This is a genomic window from Rheinheimera salexigens (assembly GCF_001752395.1).
GTDB lineage: Bacteria > Pseudomonadota > Gammaproteobacteria > Enterobacterales > Alteromonadaceae > Alishewanella > Alishewanella salexigens.
The window spans coordinates 1690192-1712315 of sequence record NZ_MKEK01000001.1 but is presented as its reverse complement, the minus strand read 5'-3'; the positions used below and the strand labels follow the sequence as shown (position 1 = coordinate 1712315).

The following is a 22124-nucleotide window of genomic DNA, read 5'->3' as shown; positions in this document are numbered from 1 at the left end:
AAACGGCACAATTGTAACAGTATAGGTTAACTTTTTTCATTTGATGGAAAGCTCTATTATGAACCTAAAAGCAACGGTTATCCTAAGTGTAGGCTTAGGCACCTTGTTGTCGGTAGCGAATGCCGCCTCAGTTGAAGAAACTGCACTGCCGATATTACAACTTGTCCCGCAAATCACACTCTCTGGGCTATCAAGTGGCGGTTATATGGCTGCACAATATCACCTAGCTCATGCAGAGCAAGTTTCGGGAGCTGCAATCTTGGCTGCAGGTCCTATTTATTGTGCCCAAAATAGTTTAAGCACTGCCCTTGGCCATTGCTTTAATAAACCAGAAAGCAGCCCTGACTTAGCGGCAATACAGCAGTATTTAGATAAGCAACAACAAGATGGCAATCTCGCTAGTAGCAAACAACTGCAAAATGATAAAGTTTGGATATTAAATGGCAGTAAAGATACAACGGTATTACCAAAGTTAGGTCAGTTACTAGCCCAGCAATATCAGCACTTTGTGTCTGAAAATAATATTCAACTGATAAGCGATAAAGCTTTCGCTCATACCTTTCCGACCGACCGTGCTGAATTAGGCAGTTGTGACAGCTCTGAATCACCTTTTATAGCGAATTGTAATTACGATGCAGCGGGTAATTTTTTAACCTATTTATTAGCTGAAATAAAGCCTAAAGTAGCGACAACCACCGGCAATTTAGTCAGCTTTAATCAACACCAATTATCAGATGCTGCCAAACAAAGCCTAGCAGAAACGGGTTATGCTTATATTCCGCAAAGTTGTGCTAGCGGTGAAAGCTGCCGCTTACATGTCAGCTTTCATGGTTGTAAGCAAAACGCTGAGTTTGTTGACCAGGCGTACGTGACGAATACTGATTTAAATAACTATGCCGATAGTAATAATTTAGTGATTTTATATCCACAAACCACAAAAAGTATGTTTAACCCTAATGCCTGCTGGGATTGGTGGGGCTATAGCGGTGAAAACTATGCCACTCGTGAGGGAGTACAAATTATTGCCGTTAATGACATGGTTGATAGCTTGTTAAATAATGGCCGAAATTGAGAGTGAATTTTAAGTTTTAAAAACACACTGCCATCAGTATTACCTTTGATGGCAGTGTGCTTTAATTAACCTGTCAGTAAGTTTTCATTTTAAAACTTTTCTATTTAAAACATAGTTGACCATGATGCTGAAAAGCTAAAGCCGGTATCGCGATGGGTTAATGGGCTATTGCTAATACCGCTGCCATACCAAGTATGTTTAAAACCTAGTCGTGACATACCATTAAAAAATAACGCTGTACTCATCGATAATCCAGCAGAATAGTTTATTGTGCCTTCGCCCCGATAAGCGGCACGCGTAGCCGTAGCTTCGTTATCGCGTACACCATAGTAATAATCAACCAAGTTGCTATTACTATAATCAACAGAAAATTTAGGCTCAAACCTTACCGCGCCCACTTGCTGACCATAACTAATGGCTGTTTTAGCTTCAAATCCGTTAGAATTATCTAAAACATCGAATAACGTTGAAACTTCAAGTAACCAATTATCTTGGCGCAGTGAAGCGCCCACTCCGGCATCAAGCGACATTTTTCGCTTTGCCATACCCAAAAAATAGTCACTGTCGGAAGCGTCAAAACCAGCAAACCGTGGTGCTAGGTGCCCTGTTACCGTAAAGTTGCCATATCTAAGTATGTCATAAGTCATAAAAGGACCAAAAACAGTTAATCTGTCTCCTTTGTAACCTATAACAGGGATGGGTATTATGCGTTTTTTAAAGCCACGATAAATCTCTTGGTTAACACCACCCCCTAAGCCGTATAAAAAACCTTGTGCTGGTGATTCTGCAACAGCTGGCGCGCTCAGTAACGCTACACCCAAAACACTTCCTACCGATACTACGCGCATTGACTACCTTCTTAATTAGTATTGCTCATTTTCATTAATTGATTGAAATCCATTCCGCTTGTTCCTGCCAGGCCTGACATATCAGTGGCTAACTGCATAATACGTTGTTTATGCTGGGCCAATGCTTGCTTATCTTCGTTGGTTAAACAGCCTCCAACGGTTTTATAATAACGATTACTTTTGTTAAACGATTGCTGTAATTTTTTACGCTGATCTGCAGGCATAAAAACGGCGGCTTGTTGTGACATTTGCATCATTGGCATTACCGCATCTAACATGGGCCAACTAACTTTTGCGCTTAATTCTAAAAACTGTTCTGTTTTAAATCCATTTTGCTGAATTAGTTGCTCTGCTTGGGCAACAGAAGCACTGTCAGGTTGTTGCGCTTTTAAATCGGTATACTGTTGCTGCCAATTACAATGCGGTTGTAAAGTAACATTTTGATTAAAACGAACTTGCTTGTTATTTTCTAACGCCGTTAATTTAGGTAATAAAATTTCAAGTTTAGTTAAATTGTCACTGGTAATCAGTGTGTCAGCCATAACCGGTAGTTGTATTAATAAGCCGATTAAAGCCGGAGCGATTAAACGTTTCATAGCAATCCCTTAATGTTGAACGATAAAATAGCAAGATTAAACCGCTATAAAAACACGCTATAGATTAACGCCCACTGAAACCCTTTCATTTTACCGCTGCACTTTACCAGCTGTATTTTATCTATGCAGCTACTTTTACTTTTCTTAACATCAAACTCAGATAGCCGGATAAAGTGGACTAATAACTCTCTGCCAAACAATGGTTCTTTGCTTGTTGCTTTTAGCATAAGTATTGCTTATTAGGCTTTAAATCGTGACAAAGCCTAAACTACTGTTTGAGCCAGTAATAGCTTCGCGGTACACTCTGCGCCCGGTTAGAGTATTAAGGTTAACGCTATGGCTTTAAAAGCGACCATTTTTAAAATTCAGTTGCAAATTGCTGATATGGATCGACATTATTACCAAGATCACCAACTGACATTAGCCCAACATCCTTCAGAAAATGATCAGCGCATGATGGTAAAACTATTGGCATTTGTTATTAATGCCAGTGAAAACATGGCCTTTACTAAAGGTTTAAGCTCTGAGGATGATGAGCCTGAATTGTGGGATAGAGATTTAAATGGTGACATTGCGCTATGGGTTGAATTTGGCCAAAGCGAAGAGAAGTGGTTACGCAAAGCCAGTGGCCGCGCTAAACAAGTGCAATTGTTTTGTTATGGTGGTCGAAGCGTGCCAGTTTGGTGGAAAAACAACCAACAAGCATTAGCCCGCTATCAAAATTTAACTATATTTGATATTCCTGAAGCAGCCGTTACTGAGATGGCGCAATTAGTCAGTCGCAATATGGTGCTGCAATGTAATATTAGTGAGGGGCAAATTTGGCTATCTAATGACGAAAAAAGTGTGCTTATTGAGCCTGAAGTTTTACAACGTGCGCAAAACAGTTAAAAGATTACCTAATAACAGCTAAGCGCACGGGTTTTACCACACTAAAAAAGCTAACCTAGTCTAGGGTCACTCTCAGCAACAAAAGGCTGTTGCTGATTTTTCTGATGAAATTGTTCTAAATGAATAAAGGCATCTAAAGATATAAGCTCACGATACAAAGCCCAGTCCAATAAACAGTATAAAGCTATGGAAGAGTAATTCCATTGATCATATTGCCCTAAGATAACTTGTTGCTCAAGTACCTTAAAAGCCCCTTCTACCCGCTCATGTTGTAAACTATAAAATAGTTTTTTGGGATCAATGTCCAAGCCTGAACGCTTACAGAGCAATAATTCAACCATAGAATCATTGGCGGCATTAATTACCGTAACCTGATTTTCTTCTGCCCAGCTTAATTTAGGCCAATCAAATTTTTCAGCCAAATAGCGATAAATGACTCCTGAATCAAATACCAATTGGGCGCCATCTAATAACATCGGTACTTTTCGTACCGGATTATATTTAATCAAGGTTGCGCGATCAGGGCCATCAAAAATATTTAACATGATCAGCTGATAAGGGGTATCCGCTAGCGCTAAACGGATCCGACGAACATAAGGTGAGGTTTGAGAACCAAAAAGTTTCATATTGCATCCTTAATACGGTAGTGGCGCCGAACGTTGCAAGTGGTAGGTCTACATTAATGTAAACCCACTCTGACTTTTTTGCTATTTTGTTTAGGCCTAATTTTTATCATCATGGCCAATACGGCTGGCTACTGCGCCTGTCTGTTGTTGGTATTTAGCATCCAGTCTCTTGTTATAAGGTCTGGCTGCTGAACCGGTCATTAATTCAAAGTTAAGCGCCCCTATTTTCATTTGCGGACGCAAGGCTAAAGGTAATTTGCCGCTATTTATAAATTCTAAAACAATATTGCCAGACCAGCCTGGATCTATTCGATGTGCCGTAACATGCACCATTAAGCCTAGACGAGCCAAAGAAGATCTGCCATCTAACCATCCGACTATATTGTCAGGTAGTGTGACTGACTCTAATGTCATTGCTAACGCCAATTCACCTGGGTGAAGAATAAACTTATCACCATCGGCAATATAAATTTCATCACTCATTACATTATTTAAGGCTTTGTCTACTTCAGCTCTGGGGCCACTTAAATCAATATAAGGTGCGGTATGCGCTTGAAAAACCCGAAATTTATTTCCTAAGCGAATATCAACACTGACACCACTTATCATATCCGCATCGGGTGCTGGCTCAATAATAATTTTGCCGTCAGCTAAATGTTGTTCAATATCGCGATCACACAGTCTCATATTAGTCGTCCGTTATAATTATTTCTGTTTGGCTAGTGTGCAGCTGCGCAAGTTGTTGATACAGCGTAAATTGCAACTGTTGACTGATTGTACGGTATATTTCTGCTACAGGCTGATTTTTTAGCGCAATAGGTTCACCTAAATCAGCCTGCTGGCGAATATCTTTCTGTAATGGCAATTGGCCTAATACCCGAACTTGATAACGCTGTGCCAGTTCTACTCCACCTTTAGTGCCAAAAATATCATCTTGCTCGCCACAATGGCTACATTGGTAAAAGCTCATATTTTCAATTAACCCCAGCAATGGGATCTTAACTTGGCGAAACATACTTATGGCTTTTTTGGCATCGGCCAATGCAACATCTTGCGGCGTTGTCACCACTACAGCACCCGTGACGGGTAGTTTTTGCGCCATGGTTAATTGAATATCTCCAGTACCTGGCGGCATATCAACAATCAAATAATCAAGCTCTGGCCACAGCGTTTCATTTAATAATTGCTCTAACGCTTTACTGGCCATTGGGCCGCGCCATACTGAAGCTTGTTCGGCATCAACTAAAAAACCAATCGACTGTAAATAAATGCCATGAGCAAATTTAGGCTGCATAAACTTATTATCGGGCGAGGTAATTTTCTCACCCGACAACCCTAGCATAGTAGGTATTGATGGCCCATAAATATCGGCATCTAATAAGCCAACTTTGGCACCATCTAATGCTAATGCACACGCCAGATTGACCGCAGTAGTCGACTTACCTACGCCGCCCTTTCCCGATGCAATTAAGATTACTTGTTTAATTTTCTTAAAAACCGGCTGTGCTTGATAGTCAGCATTCAGTATTAGGCTATAGTCAAAGCCTGCGTCGTTAAGCGCTTGTTGTAAAGTCGGTTGTATGGTCGCTAACGGCAAAGCCAAAGTTAGGGTTAATTTGTTATCTTTAAGTGTCGCTTGGCTGATTACGCTGGCTAAGATGATATCTGAGCCAACTACTAACCAACTTTGAAAAAACTGCTGCAAAGCAGCAGGAAGCGGTGTGGTTTTAGACGATTTAAACCAGTTAAACATCAGCAACTTCCTGTGAGTAATTTTATTATCAATTTTTTGCTTGTTCTACCGGATGGCGGATGCGAAGCAATGCCGGTTAGTGTATCATTTAGACAAATTTTTTCAGTTATTTATGTAAAAGAGCAGCATTTAATGTCAAGACGAAAAATTCTGGTTACTAGCGCGCTACCCTATGCCAATGGTCCTATCCATTTAGGTCATTTACTCGAGTATATTCAAACCGATATTTGGGCTCGCTTTCAAAAAGCTCGCGGCCACGAGTGTTATTATGTTTGTGCTGACGATGCACACGGCACCCCTATTATGCTTAAAGCGCAAGAGCGTGGCATAACGCCTGAGCAAATGATTGAACAAACTAAAATTGAACATCAAGCAGACTTTGCAGATTTCGCTATTGGTTTTGATAACTATCATTCGACTCACAGCAAAGAAAACCGTGAGTTATCTACCATGATATATAACCGTTTAGACGAAAAAGGTTATATAAAACGTAAAACGATTAGCCAATTATTTGATCCGGAAAAAAACATGTTTTTACCGGATCGCTTTGTTAAAGGTGACTGCCCTAAATGTGGCGCCTTAGATCAAAATGGCGATAGTTGTGATGTATGTGGTGCAACTTATAGCCCGACTGAAGTAAAAAACGCTCGTTCGGTAATTTCTGGTGCTACGCCCATTCTAAAAGACAGTGAACATTACTTTTTTGATTTACCTGCTTTTAGTCAAATGCTGCAAGACTGGACCCGCAGCGGTAGTCTGCAAGAAGAAATGGCTAACAAATTACAAGAATGGTTTAAAGATGGCTTACAAATGTGGGATATCAGTCGTGATGCGCCCTACTTTGGTTTTGAGATCCCGCGTGCACCCGGTAAGTTTTTCTATGTTTGGTTAGATGCGCCTATTGGCTATTTAGCCAGTTTTAAAAATTTATGCGATAAAACGGGTATCGATTTCGATAGCTTTTGGCAATTAGACTCAACTGCCGAGGTGTATCACTTTATCGGTAAGGATATTATTTATTTCCACAGCTTATTTTGGCCTGCCATTTTAGAAGGTGCTGACTTACGTAAACCTAATGCCGTTTGGGCCCATGGCTTTGTGACTGTCAATGGTGCCAAAATGTCTAAATCTCGCGGTACCTTTATTAAAGCTCGTACCTATTTAGACCATTTAAATCCTGAATATTTACGTTATTACTTTGCCTCTAAGTTAAGCTCTAGCATTACAGATTTAGATTTAAACTTAGAAGACTTTACCCAGAAAGTTAATGCGGATTTAGTAGGTAAAGTGGTTAATATCGCCAGTCGTTGTGCTGGGTTTATTACTAAACGATATGACGGTAAATTATCGGCAACCCTCGCTGAGCCTGCATTATTGCAAGAGTTTACTGATGCCGGCAACAGTATCGCTGATAGCTTTGAAAAGCGTGAATTTTCGCGGGCGATTCGTGACATTATGGCCTTAGCCGATAAAGCCAACCAATATATCGATGCTAAAGCACCTTGGGTATTAGTTAAAGACGAAGCTAAACAACAAGAAGCACATGATGTTTGCTCTATGGGTATTAATCTATTTAGGGTTTTAATGCATTACTTAAAGCCAGTACTACCGGTAATGGCGACAGAAGTAGAGCGATTTTTAAACTCAGAATTACGTTGGGACAACTATCAGCAACCTTTAGTTGACCATGCTATAGAGCCGTTTAAAGCCTTAATGCAACGCGTAGATCCGGTAAAAGTAGCTGCTATGGTTGATGATTCTAAAGACAACCTACAGCCAGCTGTTACCGTTACAGCAAAAGATACGCTAAAAACAATCGACACTACTAGCTCCGCTAAAACAGCTGTACGTGAACCTATTGCAGATACTATTAGCATTGAAGACTTTGCTAAAATCGATTTACGTGTTGCCAAAATTGTTAAAGCACAAGCGGTAGAAGGTGCTGATAAGCTAATCCAGCTACAATTAGATATTGGTGAAGGCGAAATGCGCCAAGTGTTTGCTGGTATTAAAGGGGCTTATCAACCTGAGCAGCTAGAAGGCCGTTATACAGTAATGGTCGCCAACCTTGCCGCACGTAAAATGCGCTTTGGTTTGTCTGAAGGTATGGTATTAGCTGCCGGCCCTGGCGGTAGTGATTTATTTATACTATCCCCAGATTCTGGTGCAGTTGCCGGTATGCGAGTCAAGTAACGCTTGTTAACATGTAGCAGCGCAAGCTGCTACATTGTAATCTATTGAATGGAGTCTAATGTCTAGTCCATATCGCAGTTTTAGTGCATTATTTTTAACCACCTTGATCATGCTGATTGCTCAAGGTTCTTTGTCTACCTATCTCGGTTTATCGTTGGCCCAAAAACAAGTTGATTCAATTTGGATTGGCGCCATGATGTCTTGTTACTATTTAGGTCTAGTTTTAGGCTCTAAGTTGGGTCATAAATTAATCTCTCGTGTTGGCCATATTCGCGCTTTTGTAGCTTGTGCCGCTATTGTAAGCGCTTGCGCTATGTCACATATTTTAATTGACCAATTAGAAGTTTGGCTATTATTGCGCGTGTTAGTAGGTATGGGCATGATGTGCCAATACATGGTGTTAGAAAGTTGGTTAAACGAGCAAGCCGAGAACTCGCAGCGCGGTGCGGTATTCGCCTTTTATATGCTTATTTCCTATCTTGGCATGATTGGCGGCCAATTAATGCTAATGCAATTCCCAGAATTAGGCTTAGCGCCCCTGTTGATTATTAGTATGTGTTCTTCTTTGTGTATCGTGCCTATCGCACTCACTAGCCGGATACACCCTGCACCATTACAACCGGCCCCATTAAAAATTCTTACTTTTTGGCGTAAAGTGCCGCAGTCTTTAACCGCCATTACCATTGCCGGTTTAATTGCGGGTGCCTTTTATGGTTTAGCGCCGGCGTATATGGCCAGTAAAGAATTTTCTACTGAACAAATCACTATATTTATGTCGGTGACTATATTAGCGGGTTTATTAGCGCAGTGGCCTATGGGTAAAATATCTGATCGAATACCTCGCAGTCGTATTTTGCGTTTTAATGCCGCCTTATTAGCAATTTTAACCTTACTGATGACGATACTGCCGCTTAATACCGCTTTCTTTATGCTTACCAGCTTTTGTTATGGCATTCTCGCTTTTACTATTTATCCTATCGCAAGTGCGTTTGCTAACCAGCACATTGAGCAAGACGAACGTGTTGCGTTATCAGCAACCATATTACTTACATTTGGCTTAGGTGCTTGTTTTGGTCCGCTGATTGCGGCCGGTTTAATTCATGTTCTAGGGCCTGATATGTTATATGCCTTTATCAGTGTTTGTTCATTACTGCTATTTCTTCGTTTAATGCGGGTAAATTACACCCTGAAAATGACCAAACGGTTACTGGATGAGCAACAATTAGCCCAATTTAAAATGGGCTCAGGCGATTTGGTTTCTTCTCCCTTAGCCGCAGCATTAGATCCGCGTGTAGACGAAGCAACGGTATTAGCACAAATGCATGATGAAGATGCCGCTAAGGCACAAGGTTATGTTAGTAGTCATTATGATGAAGATGTTGAACCAGAGCCTGAAACAGACGATCACTTATGGGATTATACTCCAGAAAATATGGTGTACCCTGAGCCGGCTGCCCCTGAAGAGGTTGAATTTAAAGCACAGCCATAATGGCTGTGCTTCGCTGCATGCCTAGTTGTTGTACCTCGTTGCTGTGCCTAATTACTATGAATAGTCACTTTATTCCATAAATTTTGGTTTTTGATGATAGAAAAATATTCATCAGGATGCCAACACTTAGGTAATAATGGCATGTTTTTACGCTCTTCAAAATTAGAGACTAATAATTCTAATATTTCTAATAGCCGCTCTTGGCTGACAACAGCTAATTTTTTACGTGCTAACGGGTAATACAAATTATTGCTGGCACTGATAATACAGCCTTGAGCTGAGACATTATAAGTTAAATTACGCGTGACCATACGACACATCGGTTGCTGAGGCTGTATGGGGTATAATCCGGTGACTATAGCGTATTCATAGCGATCGAGATCCTGATTGTCAGAATCCTTTGGAATATAAGTAATACCAAAGCCTTGTGGGAACACGCCAGTAATCGCTAATAAGCTAGATACAGCTGTCGCGCAATAAACGCCTTTTTCTACCCCTTTTTCTAAAACCAAGGCCACTCTGGGTAGGGTTTCATAAACAAAGTTATGCTTAGTTGATAACACCACCGATGTATAAACTTGGGGTATTTTTAATAAGTTACCAATTCCATTTTCAGGTTTAATTGCGCCTTTAAGTAAATTTTGGATGAATATTTTTTTTGTTGATTGTTTTGATTAAAAAAGTCGCGCTCAGCTTTACTATTACCTTGATAACGATCTTGAATTTGCTCTAAGGTATATCTAATGCTTTGGCTATAACTAACCTGCAGCATGCTGGCACGCTCTTCTTGACTCATGACTCGAAAAGGATCCGCCTTACCATCTTCGCCATAAATAACCTGTTGGGCTTGAGGATGGCAACTGCCAATATCTTGTAATAACGCTGCCATTAATAGCGGGATCTGGACGTCATCTCGAAACGGATGATAACGGTTAAAATCTGCATAAGATCCGGCTGCTGCATGAAAGCGCTGTAAAATATATTGATCAGTAATATGGTTATCTGCCAATAATTTATCTAGCAAGCGTAAACTTAATACTGCTTTATAGAGGTGTTTACTTTTTTGATTGGTTATCGCGATATGGCGGCCTTCGGTGGGCGATAACAACTGAATTGTACCTAACATTTTTGCCGATAATTGTCGCGTTTCTTCCTCAGTTTCACCCTGTGTTAACTGCAAAATAGTAATACAAATCTGTTTTAAACAGCTAAAACGTTGCAACGCTTCATCTGCACATTGTTGCTCATACTGCTGTAGTTCTGCTTTTGCTTGTTGCAACTGGCGCTCTAGGCTTGCTATTTCTTTGTTCGCCCCTTGGGCACGACGATGTTCAAATAATGTTAGTTGTTGCTCTAATTCAGTTTGGCGTTTTTGTTTGGCATCAACAAGACTAAAGCATTGTATTGCTTGTTCATAAACAGAATCAGCGACCAGAGTATTATCGTAAATCTTAGCAATTAACACTAATATTTGCTTACTGTAGTTAGACTTACCAATAACCTCTATTGCCATATTTTTAACTGTTCCTGTACTTTCCGATTATATTTAACAATGCTATTTATATGACTATATCGCCAATGGTTAAAAACGTAAAACCAGTTTACCTTGGGTTTGATTAGACGCCATTAACTGATGCGCTTCAGCCGCCTGATGCCAATGATATTGCTGTTGAATAACCGGCTGCAACTTTCCTGCAGTTAAGGCAGCTCCGCAGTTCGCGATAAATTGTTTGGTTAAATCAGCTTTATAAACATCTGAGCGATTTCGCAAAGTAGAACAAATAATGTGGCCACGTTGCTTAAATAAAGGGGCTAAGTCTAATTCAGGTAGCCGCCGCCCCCCCATCATGGCATAAAGCACTATCTTAGCGTCTAATGCCAGTATGGCTATTTCCCGTTGCACATAGTCTCCAGCAACCGGATCCAGTACTAAGTTAGCGCCTTTGGGCCAAAGCTGGGCCAGGATCTGCTCAAAGCGTTGCTGTTTATAATTAATGGTAATGTCTGCACCAAGTTGCTTACATAGCGCTAGTTTTTCATCTGTACTGGCTGTTACAGCGACTTCCGCGCCAAAAAATTTAGCTAATTGAATCGCTGCTGTGCCTACCCCACTTGCACCAGCATGGATTAGTACCTTTTGTTTAGCTTGGATTTGGCCATGTAAAAATAATAACTGATAAGCCGTTAAAAACACTTCAGCTGTAGCAGCAGCTTGCACCATGGTAAAACCTTCAGGTAGCAACATGGCATGTTGATGATGCAGTACTGCATATTCAGCATAGCCCCCACCTGGCACCAAACCAAACACTTGTTTTCCTTGCCAATGTTGTAAATGGGCAGGAGCAGCAACAACAGTGCCTGCTACTTCTAATCCTAAGACATCACTTTCGCCGGCTGGCGGTGGATAAAGGCCCTGTCGTTGCACTAAATCAGCCCGGTTAACACCAGCTGCGGCCACTTTAATCAGCAATTGTTCAGCGTTAGCTGTTGGTAATGCTAGAGTTGTTAACTCTAAACTGCTGTTTTTACCCGGTTGCTTAACTATGATTGCTTGCATGCTCGCTGGTATTGTCATTTTATCTCTCCTACAACTCAACCTTAGCGTAAAATCGCTATTAAGTTGTTTCAGAATATTGGTTAAAACATTGATATAAACTACAGGCTCAGAATTCGAGAGCAGTAGTTAATTTAAACTTAATTCAAACTTAATTCAGAACTTATCTCTGGATAAGTCTATCATAGCTGTTAGCGTTGTTGTTTTACCGGCTTAATTTACTGCTAATACATTGGTATAAATAACTATTTGTTTTATGCTAAGCAGCCTACTTTATAAGGAGCAAGTAATGAAAAAACTATTATTGATACTCGCCACGACGAGTTGCTTTGCATCTGCCGCTAATTGGCAACTCAATCCTGAGCAATCTAGCCTTAACTTTGTTTCGATAAAAAACACTACGGTTGCTGAAACCCATCAATTTAGTAATCTCAGCGGCAGTTGGTCTGATCAAGGCCTAGTAAAAATACAGATCCCAGTATCTAGTTTAGAAACAAATATTCCTATTCGAAACCAACGTATGCTCGATTTTGTGTTAAAAGCTAAGCAATACACTGAAATTACCGCTCAAGCTGAAATAAAACCAGACACTATTGCAACATTAGCGGTTAGCAAATCCATGGTTATCACCTTACCAATAACGGTAAGTATTGCCGGTGAGTCTACTACTTTAATGGCTAATATCAGGGTATTAAAGCTAAATGCCTCGACCATTCAAGCTTCTACTGAGTCACCGCTGATACTAAATGTTGATAGCGCTAATTTAACTGCCGGTGTCGATAAACTACAACAACTTGCCCAATTAAATGATATTAGTAAAGTTGTGCCGGTGACCTTTAGTGTCAATTTTAGTACTGAAATATAATTAGCCCATTTTGAATTGCTTACCGTTAATCTTATGATTATTGAGGCGGTAAGCGATTTTTAGCTTCAATCCATTGGCCCATAAACTTAGTACTGCGATAAGCATGATGTTGCAACATAATGCCGGTAAAATTATTAGCTCTGTGTTGCGCTAAGTTGGCGCTGGTCTGTTGTATTTGTTGCCAAATCACGGGTTGCAATTTAGCGGCTGAAAACTTTTGCTGTAAAATCCGTGTTCCCTGCTGTTGCGCCGTTAACCACAACTGCTGATCTTGATATAAAGTTACCGCCGCCGTTGCTATTGCGGCACTGTCATTAGCAATAATGCCACCCCATGCTTCATCTGCGAATGTCATCCCTTCAGCGCCAATGTCGGTAGTGACGCTAGGTGTGCCAAACTGCATGGCATCGAGTAACTTTCCTTTTAATCCCGCGCCAAAAGCTAAGGGCGCTAAACACACCTTGGCTTGTTGCATAACGTCAGCCACATCTTCGGCCCAACCTTTCACGTAAAAGCCTTCTTTAGCATTATGCAATGCTGTTGCTTTAGGTGGCGGATAAGCACCATAAATATATAAATGACTTTGCGGTAGTTGTTGCCTGATCAGTGGCCAAATGGTCTGCTTTAACCATAATACCGCTTGCCAATTTGGTGCATGACGAAAATTGCCTATGGCGACAAAATGTTGCCGTTGATCATAGCCAAGTAGTGTTTGCTCATTATCACTATCAATAAAAAAGGGGCAATAACATAATAAAGCGCTGGGTACAGAAAAATGTTGTTGCAGTAACTGCATTTCATGCTGCGAGATAACGAGGGTAATATCACAACGATAAATAGCCGCAATTTCGCGTACGGCAATATCAGAGTTTAAATCTGCGGTATTTAACGGCCGGTCAGCCTTAAACGCTTGATGGCGAGCATGTCTTAGTGAATGCATATCTTCCATATCTAAAATACGCAGTGCATCTGGACAGTTTAATTCTACCCGCCAGCCAAATTGCTCTTCAATCATAAAACGATCAAACATTACCGCCTGTACTGATAATGTGCTTAGCCATAAATCGAAGCTGTCATCATTTAATACAATTTGCTGCTCTTGTACGCCTAGTCGCTGTAAATCAGCACGATGGTCAGTTTTCTCAGCTGCACTGGCAAAAATAACCTGCCAACCTTGTGCTAAATACAATTCAATTAAGCTAAGCATACGATAACCTGCCGCTGACGACTTCGGCTCTGGCCAAACATAACCAATTATCACTAATAAAGGCACAATACGGCTCCAAATAAAACGGCTATGTTAACGATTATTTTGCCTAAACAACAGCTAAGGCTTGGTAAAAACAACAGTGTTAAAAATTACCGGTAAACAAAGCAACAGTCATGCTAAGATTATGTACCGAAAGATTTAATTGCTGCCTTATGTCTACTCCAACTGCTTATTCTGCAACCGAAGAATTATTCCATACTATTAGTCATGCCATAGGTGTAGTGTTAAGTTTAGCTGCACTGGTCTTTATGCTTAAACTAACTAATGCTCAGCAAGATATAACCTATTTTATTAGCAGTATTATTTATGGTTGCAGTTTAATTCTAATGTACAGCAGCTCAACGCTTTATCATGCCACCAAAAATATTGCGCTTAAAAATAAATTGCGTCAGCTAGATCACGCTGCCATTTTTGTGCTTATAGCCGGCACTTATACCCCTTTTACGCTAATAAGCCTCCATCATGATTGGGGTTTAGTATTATTTTGTATTATTTGGGCAATTGCGCTTTTGGGCGTTATTATCGAGCTAGGTTCAGGGTTAAAATTTAAAAAATTATCTTTAGCCTTGTATTTAGGCATGGGCTGGCTGGTTATTTTCGCCATAAAACCTATGTTAGATAATGTCGCTGTACCTGGCTTGTGGTTGTTGTTAGCCGGCGGTTTAAGCTATTCGTTTGGGGTAATATTTTATGCAGCCAAATCTATGTATATGCATCATGTTATTTGGCATTTATTTGTATTAGCTGGCAGCATTTTTCATTTTGCAGCCATTTATTGCTATGTTTTATAAAAATAAACAGGCTGAGTTTTCAGCCTGTTTATTCCTAATGGCTTACTCTACATACTCTACATACTCTATTTACTACTTTTACAACTATTAGTACTGATAACTATAGGTTAAGCCGCTAAAGCTTTGGTAAGCGCGAATGCCAACGTGCCAAGTTCCTGCCTGAGGGTTAGCAATAGTACAAACTTCCTCATTTCCATATTTATATGGCCGACACGTGTAGGCATTAGTCGTTGGCGCCGAACCATAACGAACATATAAATCGGCATCACCGCTACCGCCTGTTATTTTAAAGGTGATAGAGGATACACCTGAAGGAATAGCGTAATTGCCACGCAACCACTGCCCCGTACCTGCCGATAAGTTAGGGAAAGTAGCGCCATTACTTGGTGGTGGTGTTGTCCCGCCACCATCGCCATCACAACCATTATTAGTTATATAATCATGGGCTGCTTTTGCTTTAACAATACCCCAACCATAAGAGCTATCTCTACCACTTGCACCACGATCTTGTGCGGTACTATTTAATGCATTCCTTATTTGTGCAGCACTACATTGTGTATGATTGCTCCAAACTAATGCTGCTACCGCTGCTACATGAGGCGAAGCCATTGAGGTACCACTGATACTATTGTAACCACCATTATTCCATGTTGAATTAACACTGACGCCGGGGCCGGCAATTTCTACTTGCGAATTACGCTGCGAAAAGCTGGCTAGATTAGCACTTGAGTCTACCGCTGCGACTGATACCACAGCATCATACGAAGCTGGGTAAGAAAAAGAAGTATTTCCTGAATTACCTGCAGCAGCAACTAATAGCATGCCGCTATTATAAAAGTTATTCATCGCCGTTTTTTCGGTTTGGTTAGATGAACCGCCACCTAAGCTCATATTAACCACTTTAGCGCCAGCATCTTTGCAAGACTGAATACCTGCCACTAAGTCAGATGCATAACTCCAATTACCGGCATCATTAAAAATTTTCACAATATGCACATCGGCTTGACCAGAACCAATAACACCAACAACCCCGGTATTATTATTTAACGCCAGCATAGTGCCCGCAACATGAGTGCCGTGGCCGTTACCGTCTGAATACCAATTACCGTGACCAGAGAAAGCGTAACCCGTAACACCAGAGCTTTGTAAGTCCTCATGATTAGACTGATAACCAGTATCAATGATACAAACTGGGGTATTACCCGCACTGCTATCACTAACGAGGTTAGCTTGAACCATGGTAATACCGTAAGGAGTACTTTGGGCCATAGGTGCTGGCAGCGCCATTAAATAGCGCTTGTGATCCAGCTCGATGTATTCCACATTGCTATCCGCTAACAACAGCTTATGCTGCTGCGGCGTTAGCTCAACCACACTCGCCTGAACCATAGGTAATTGTTTTAATGCTTTTATACTATGTTGGGCTAATACTTGCTGTGCGCGTTGGTTAAAAACCGCTGCAGATACGACATTCGCATCTTGCTCATTGTTATTGAACATTGTCTGTGCTGCTGATTTAAACTTAACAATGTAGCGTTGCTGGGTATCAATTTCGATTAAATTAAAAGCGGGGCTTATAACTGGGTTAGGTTGTAGATTAGATTGATATAAACTATCTGCAACAGCCGTTGCGGTTAAACTCATCGCACATAAACTGGTAGCTGCAGCGATTAAGGTAGTTGATGTTTTCATTATAATAGCCTTAATAAGTTTGTCCGATCCTTGTGTTAATTATGCATCCTGCGTTAATTAAAACTATCCGACATATAGACCAAAAATAAAGCACAAAAACCTTATAAATTCATTACAAATAAATGACATTTCCTAATCTAGATAATTAACAATACTCTTAGGTACAAATTTGGCTTAAATTGACCACTATCTGGTCAAGATTTCGTTGTAGAAATAGCAATAACAATTAGAAGTTTCACTCTGATATCAAGGCTAGCTTAAACCAAAATTGGCTACCGCGGCCTACTTCTGAGTTAAAACCAATTTGTCCTTGATGATTAATGATGATTTTTTTACATATTGCTAAGCCAAGCCCTGTGCCTTCTTTAGCGCGACTATCAGAACCATCAGCTTGAGAGAAGTTTTGAAATATATGCGCTCTAAATGCTTCGGGGATGCCACTGCCTTGATCTTCAACTTGTAACTTTACGTAAGATTGCTCGACAAAAAGTTGCACCGTAACTAAACCTTGCTCGGGTGAAAACTTAATTGCATTCGAAATCAAATTATCCATAACTTGACGAATACGCAAACTATCCGCATTGACCAATAATTTTGCATCATTGTCATCATTTAAGTACAACTGAACCGAGTAACGATCTGCATAAGGTTGCATGGCATGCACAGCTTGTTGAGCAAGTTGAGCTAAATCAAATATATTGCGACTTAAAGTAAAGGTACCTGCAGCAAATTTTTGTAAATCTAATAAATCATTAATCAGTTGCGCTAAACGCTCACTATTAAGCTGTGCAGTCGTTAGCATATTTTTATACGCTGGCGAATCGGCTTTAATCACATTTTGGGCTAACAACCCTACCGCCCCTCGTATTGCCGTTAATGGGGTGCGCAATTCATGGCTCACCGTCGCGACAAACTCATCTTTTAGTTTATCTAAACGTTTTAGTTCTTCGTTTTTTGTTGCTAAAGCCGCTAAACTTTTTTCTAACTGTTTACTGCGTAAAGACAAGGTCATGGAGCTTTCTTCTAAAGCATGGGTGCGCTCTGCTACACGCGTTTCTAACACTAATTGGGCTTTAGCTTTAGTATCGACAGCTACTTGCAGTAATCGGTTAATGTGTCGAATATGCCGTAGCCTGTATCGATGGATTAAACCTAAGACTAGTATCGATAATAATATTGCTAAATAAATAACCCAAGATTGCTGCCACCAATGGGGTAAAACTTTTAATCGAGCGCTAACTTCTGGTGCACTGAACACACCATGATTATTAGAGGCTGTTAACCATAATGCATATTCACCTGGCGGTAAATTAGCATAAAAAGCACTATTTCGTTTATCAGCAACCACCCAGTCTTGGTCAACCCCTTGCAACTTATAATGAAATTGATTTCGCGCTGGATCATGAAAATCTAGCGCACTAAATTCAAAATTAATGGTGTGTTGTTGTTGAGTGAGTTCGATAACCGGCCAGTCTTGTTGAAATGGCATCACTTGTAAATTTTCATGGTCGATAGTTAAGGCCGCTAATACTGGTTTGGGTGCGCGACGATTACTTTGTAATAAAGCTGGATTAACTATAATTAGACCGTTAATACTGCCTATATAAAGTAAGTTATCATCAGCAGCAACGGCATTACTATTTAGCTCAGTACCTAACATGCCGTCATTACGATTATAATGAATAAAGCTGTTTGTCTGCGCATCACGAAAACTTAACCCGCTAGCTGACAAGGCCCATATTGTTTGATTTTCTTGCTGTAATAGGCCTAAAATATTGGCGTCAATTAACCCCTCTTTTTCATTATATAAGGTTTGCTTATGCAGTTTCCTATCGTAAAGCACTATGCCTTGTTTAGTACAAATTGCTAACGTCTGCTGGTACTCTTTAATACAATGTACTTCATTATGCGGCAGCTTAATGCTGTGTTGTTGCTCGGTACTTTGTTGCGGCTCGGTACTGTGTTGCTGAATTACGCCGCTATTAAGATCAATTTGAAATAAACCACTATAACGGGTAGCCACCCATAATTGTTGATCAGCAGTAACCAGAAGGTTTTGTACCGTGTTACCCATATCTTGCTGACGCAAATTAGTTAGCCATTGGCGGACGGTATTCGCCTCTGGTTGCCATTCAATAACACCTTGCCCCCATAAACCTAAATAAAAAGTCCCCTGCTCATCAATCACGATATCTCTAACATTTCGATTGGCGGCATTTGCGATTTTAAAGGGAGCATCGATGGTATGTAATATTTGATGTTTATATTGATACAAGCCATTATCAGTCGCGATAAAAACGCTATTATCTGCATCTTGAGCAAATGCATTAATACGGCTACCCAATTTAAACTCTTGAAAACTTTGGCTAGTTGGCTCAATTAAATACACACTCTCAGTTCCGCCTAACCAAATAGCATCTTTGGTTTTTAGCACACTAGTCACGGTGAATGGTTTCTGAGCTAAAGCTAAATTGGGTAAAATATCGGCAAGGGTTTGAAAAGCCGCACTGGCATTATTACTACGATACAAACCACTTTCTCGGGTGCCTAACCACAGTACACCAGAGTTATCTTCAATAATGCTACGAATATTAACATTATCTAAAGCAGTAACTCCGCTACTACTAATATAGTGTCTATTTTCGCTATCTACCCGATAAAAACCATCGTAGCTTCCTAACAAAATTTGGTTATTACCCGATTTTTTCAACACATTAATTATCGGTTCTGGGCTGGTATCATGCTTAAGTTGAACCGGTATAAAACTATTATTTTCATAAATAAATAAACCATTTCGGCTACCTATCCAAATAGTGTTATCAATTGCGAGTAAAGCTCTTATTTCATTGTTACGGCTGAAAGTATCAGCTCCGGCCACTAATTCATAAACTTCGGTTAATCCAGTGCTTGACCGCCACGCTTGTAAACCTGCCGAAGTACCAATCCATAGGGTACCGTCTGCCGTTTGGCTTAGACTCCACACTCGAGGGTGCGCAAGAGCAATCCGGCTGATATTGTTAACTTCTGCTTCAGAGCTAGCTTCTACTGAACTTGCTGAGTCTTTAATACTGCTTACACTAACTGTATTTATAGTATATATACTGCCGTCAGGGCTGATTCGACTTAAGCCTTCCGTCGTCCCAACCCATACTGCCTTATCAGCACTTTGAAACAGCACTTGTACTTTATCGCCCGCTAAGCCATTTTTAGTAGTAAAGCGTTGTAGCTGACCGGTTTCACTATCTATTTTTGATAAACCAAAGCCCCAAGTGCCAGCCCATAGGTTATTGGCTGTATCAATTATAATAACGCCCACATCCGGTGTTTGTTTGGTACTGAGTTCTGCTTCACTGAGTACGGGAAATTCATGGAAACGGTAACCATCAAATCTTAATAAACCAGAGTTAGTAGAGCCTAGCCATAAAAAGCCGCGTTGATCTTGAGCCACACTGTAAATGGTGGCGTTGGGTAAGCCATCATCAATACCAAAGCGTTTAAAGATTTCTGCTTGAACGTTAGTCGACGAAAAAGACCACACTACAACGCAGAGCAAATGCAAGATGAAATAATAGGCAATGTTTTTGCGCTGCAAGTAAACCTCGGGGGTATAAGTTAACAATTAAACCAATGATAATACTAACGGTACAGCAGATAACATTTTGTTAAACAATAGCATATGCTATTTAGTTTTACAGCCCAGCTGTGACTAAATCAGGTCTAGCACTTTCACTCTGGGTTGCATTCTTTTAGAATCAGCACCATTAATGATTTTAAAGCAGTTTTTGGAGCAATCAATGTCAGATATTAAACACAATCGGCTACTTATTTTAGGTTCTGGGCCAGCAGGTTATACCGCAGCCGTGTATGCAGCACGGGCTAATCTTAAACCTGTACTCATCACTGGCATGCAGCAAGGTGGTCAACTTACCACCACTACAGACGTAGAAAATTGGCCGGGTGATGCACATGGTTTAACCGGCCCAGCGTTAATGGACAGAATGTTAAAGCATGCTGAAGCCTTTGATACTGAAGTCGTATTTGATCATATACATACTGTTGATCTTAACCAGCGGCCTTTTATTCTTACTGGCGATAACAGTGTATACAGCTGTGATGCATTAATAATTTGTACCGGTGCATCTGCCAAGTATTTAGGTTTACCGTCGGAAGAGTTATACAGTGGCCGTGGTGTCTCGGCTTGTGCAACTTGTGATGGTTTTTTCTATCGCAATCAAAAAGTAGCTGTTGTTGGTGGCGGTAATACTGCCGTTGAAGAAGCGCTATATTTATCTAACATAGCCGCAGAAGTGCATCTGGTTCATCGTCGTGACAGTTTTAAAGCAGAAAAAATTCTGGTTGACCGTTTGATGGAGAAAGTTAAAAACGGCAATATTATTTTACACACTCACCGTCAATTAGATGAAGTATTGGGTGATGATAGTGGTGTAACAGGTGTTCGGCTTAAATCAACTCTAGGCGAGTCGGATCAAGAATTAGCCCTGCAAGGTGTGTTTATAGCAATTGGTCATAAACCTAATACTGATATTTTTGCCGGCCAGTTAGACATGAATGGTGGCTATATAAAAGTTCACAGTGGTTCAGATGGCAATGCAACTCAAACTAGTTTACCGGGAGTTTTTGCCGCAGGTGATGTGTCGGATCATATTTATCGCCAAGCAATCACCTCTGCCGGCACCGGTTGTATGGCCGCATTAGATGCCGAGCGTTACTTGGATGCGCTAATTAAGTAAGTATTAACATTGCCAATTTACTTACCCCAACTGGCGGTAGCAGACGTGCTGTTTCCGCCAGTCGAACAGGCGCTTAACTCGCCTGATGGCTTGCTGGCAATGGGCGGCGATTTATCCGCAAAACGGTTAATTCATGCTTATCGTCAAGCAATATTTCCTTGGTTTAGTCAGGGCGATCCTATTCTATGGTGGAGCCCGTCACAGCGTGCAATTTTTGCACCCCATACGTTAAGCTTAAATCGAAGCCTTAGAAAGCAACTGCAAAAACAACCGTTACAATTTAGTATCAACAAATGCTTTGAGCAGGTTATTCGGCATTGTGCTGCGCCAAGGCCAACTCAGGCTGAAACTTGGATCTTATCTGATATTCAGCATGCCTACTGTCATTTACATCAGCTTGGTCATGCCCATAGCCTTGAGGTTTGGCATAACAATCAGCTTGTTGGTGGTTTATATGGCATCGTCACTGGCAGTTTGTTTTGTGGCGAATCCATGTTCAACTTAGCGCCTAATATGGCTAAGTTTGCCTTAATCGCCTTACAGCAATATTTACAACAACACGCATCTGGCTGGATAGACTGTCAAATTCCTAATCCATTTTTAAGCCAAATGGGGGCAAGCACAATTGCTCGTAGTGATTATTTGACGTTATTACAGCAACAGCGGGATAATAAAATTGACCCAGCTTGTTGGCAACCCAGAATGATTACTCTGGCTACAGAAACTCCATAAG

General features: G+C 40.7%; 19 protein-coding genes. 8 read left to right on the top strand and 11 right to left on the bottom strand.

Annotated features, from left to right (window positions below; translation table 11 throughout):
- Nucleotides 1-58: 58 nt before the first annotated feature.
- On the top strand, nt 59-1072 hold the full coding sequence (locus tag BI198_RS07885; protein WP_070050765.1) for an extracellular catalytic domain type 2 short-chain-length polyhydroxyalkanoate depolymerase: 1014 nt from the start codon (nt 59-61) through the stop codon (nt 1070-1072).
- A gap of 104 nt (nt 1073-1176) precedes the next feature.
- Here BI198_RS07885 and BI198_RS07880 read toward each other — a convergent pair whose 3' ends face one another.
- Nucleotides 1177-1920, bottom strand: coding sequence for a MipA/OmpV family protein (locus BI198_RS07880; RefSeq protein ID WP_070049060.1), 744 nt, complete (start codon nt 1918-1920; stop codon nt 1177-1179).
- A gap of 11 nt (nt 1921-1931) precedes the next feature.
- Nucleotides 1932-2516: a hypothetical protein gene (locus BI198_RS07875; RefSeq protein WP_070049059.1), complete on the bottom strand. Its 585-nt coding sequence runs from the start codon at nt 2514-2516 to the stop codon at nt 1932-1934.
- Between the two features lie 336 nt (nt 2517-2852).
- Between BI198_RS07875 and BI198_RS07865 the strand changes: the two genes are divergently transcribed.
- Nucleotides 2853-3407, top strand: a complete 555-nt coding sequence (locus BI198_RS07865) for a YaeQ family protein (RefSeq protein ID WP_070049057.1) — start codon at nt 2853-2855, stop codon at nt 3405-3407.
- A gap of 50 nt (nt 3408-3457) precedes the next feature.
- Here BI198_RS07865 and BI198_RS07860 read toward each other — a convergent pair whose 3' ends face one another.
- The 3 genes from BI198_RS07860 to apbC all read right to left on the bottom strand — a co-directional run bounded on the left by BI198_RS07860 (nt 3458) and on the right by apbC (nt 5786).
- Nucleotides 3458-4033: a glutathione S-transferase family protein gene (locus BI198_RS07860; RefSeq protein ID WP_070049056.1), complete on the bottom strand. Its 576-nt coding sequence runs from the start codon at nt 4031-4033 to the stop codon at nt 3458-3460.
- Nucleotides 4034-4129: 96 nt separating this feature from the next.
- Nucleotides 4130-4720 carry a dCTP deaminase gene (gene dcd / locus BI198_RS07855; protein WP_070049055.1) on the bottom strand — a complete coding sequence of 197 codons (591 nt, stop codon included), beginning with the start codon at nt 4718-4720 and terminating at the stop codon, nt 4130-4132.
- 1 nt (nt 4721) lies between these two features.
- Entirely contained in the window at nt 4722-5786 is a 1065-nt protein-coding gene (apbC, locus tag BI198_RS07850) for an iron-sulfur cluster carrier protein ApbC (RefSeq protein ID WP_083256581.1), read from the bottom strand.
- A gap of 132 nt (nt 5787-5918) precedes the next feature.
- On the opposite strand from apbC, the gene metG reads away from it, so the two are divergent.
- Together metG and BI198_RS07840 are read left to right on the top strand one after the other, a co-directional pair.
- Complete coding sequence (gene metG / locus BI198_RS07845; RefSeq protein ID WP_070050761.1) at nt 5919-7979, top strand: methionine--tRNA ligase; 2061 nt, start codon at nt 5919-5921, stop codon at nt 7977-7979.
- Nucleotides 7980-8037: 58 nt separating this feature from the next.
- Complete coding sequence (locus BI198_RS07840; protein WP_070049054.1) at nt 8038-9468, top strand: MFS transporter; 1431 nt, start codon at nt 8038-8040, stop codon at nt 9466-9468.
- Nucleotides 9469-9515: 47 nt separating this feature from the next.
- On the opposite strand, the gene BI198_RS16240 is transcribed toward BI198_RS07840, so the two are convergent.
- From BI198_RS16240 to BI198_RS07830, 3 genes are all read right to left on the bottom strand, one after another.
- Entirely contained in the window at nt 9516-10034 is a 519-nt protein-coding gene (locus BI198_RS16240) for a hypothetical protein (protein ID WP_235605279.1), read from the bottom strand.
- Nucleotides 10035-10057: 23 nt separating this feature from the next.
- A complete protein-coding gene (locus BI198_RS16235) occupies nt 10058-10981 on the bottom strand; it encodes a hypothetical protein (RefSeq protein ID WP_235605278.1) in 924 nt (307 codons plus the stop codon).
- A 69-nt stretch (nt 10982-11050) separates the two neighbouring features.
- Complete coding sequence (locus BI198_RS07830) at nt 11051-12043, bottom strand: NAD(P)H-quinone oxidoreductase (RefSeq protein ID WP_201243448.1); 993 nt, start codon at nt 12041-12043, stop codon at nt 11051-11053.
- A gap of 268 nt (nt 12044-12311) precedes the next feature.
- Between BI198_RS07830 and BI198_RS07825 the strand changes: the two genes are divergently transcribed.
- Nucleotides 12312-12887 (top strand): YceI family protein, encoded by a 576-nt coding sequence (locus tag BI198_RS07825; RefSeq protein ID WP_070049053.1) that lies wholly within the window; start codon nt 12312-12314, stop codon nt 12885-12887.
- Nucleotides 12888-12924: 37 nt separating this feature from the next.
- On the opposite strand, the gene BI198_RS07820 is transcribed toward BI198_RS07825, so the two are convergent.
- On the bottom strand, nt 12925-14160 hold the full coding sequence (locus BI198_RS07820; RefSeq protein WP_070049052.1) for a glycosyltransferase: 1236 nt from the start codon (nt 14158-14160) through the stop codon (nt 12925-12927).
- Nucleotides 14161-14309: 149 nt separating this feature from the next.
- On the opposite strand from BI198_RS07820, the gene trhA reads away from it, so the two are divergent.
- The gene (gene trhA / locus BI198_RS07815; RefSeq protein WP_070049051.1) at nt 14310-14948 is read left to right on the top strand and encodes a PAQR family membrane homeostasis protein TrhA; all 639 of its coding nucleotides are present in this window, start codon (nt 14310-14312) and stop codon (nt 14946-14948) included.
- An 87-nt stretch (nt 14949-15035) separates the two neighbouring features.
- Here trhA and BI198_RS07810 read toward each other — a convergent pair whose 3' ends face one another.
- Together BI198_RS07810 and BI198_RS07805 are read right to left on the bottom strand one after the other, a co-directional pair.
- Nucleotides 15036-16640, bottom strand: coding sequence for a S8 family serine peptidase (locus tag BI198_RS07810; RefSeq protein ID WP_070049050.1), 1605 nt, complete (start codon nt 16638-16640; stop codon nt 15036-15038).
- A 235-nt stretch (nt 16641-16875) separates the two neighbouring features.
- Nucleotides 16876-20178, bottom strand: coding sequence for a sensor histidine kinase (locus tag BI198_RS07805; RefSeq protein WP_070049049.1), 3303 nt, complete (start codon nt 20176-20178; stop codon nt 16876-16878).
- Nucleotides 20179-20434: 256 nt separating this feature from the next.
- Here BI198_RS07805 and trxB point away from each other — a divergent pair, with 256 nt between their 5' ends.
- A complete protein-coding gene (gene trxB, locus BI198_RS07800) occupies nt 20435-21391 on the top strand; it encodes a thioredoxin-disulfide reductase (protein ID WP_070050758.1) in 957 nt (318 codons plus the stop codon).
- A 9-nt stretch (nt 21392-21400) separates the two neighbouring features.
- Nucleotides 21401-22123: a leucyl/phenylalanyl-tRNA--protein transferase gene (gene aat, locus BI198_RS07795; protein ID WP_083256579.1), complete on the top strand. Its 723-nt coding sequence runs from the start codon at nt 21401-21403 to the stop codon at nt 22121-22123.
- Nucleotide 22124 lies beyond the last annotated feature (1 nt).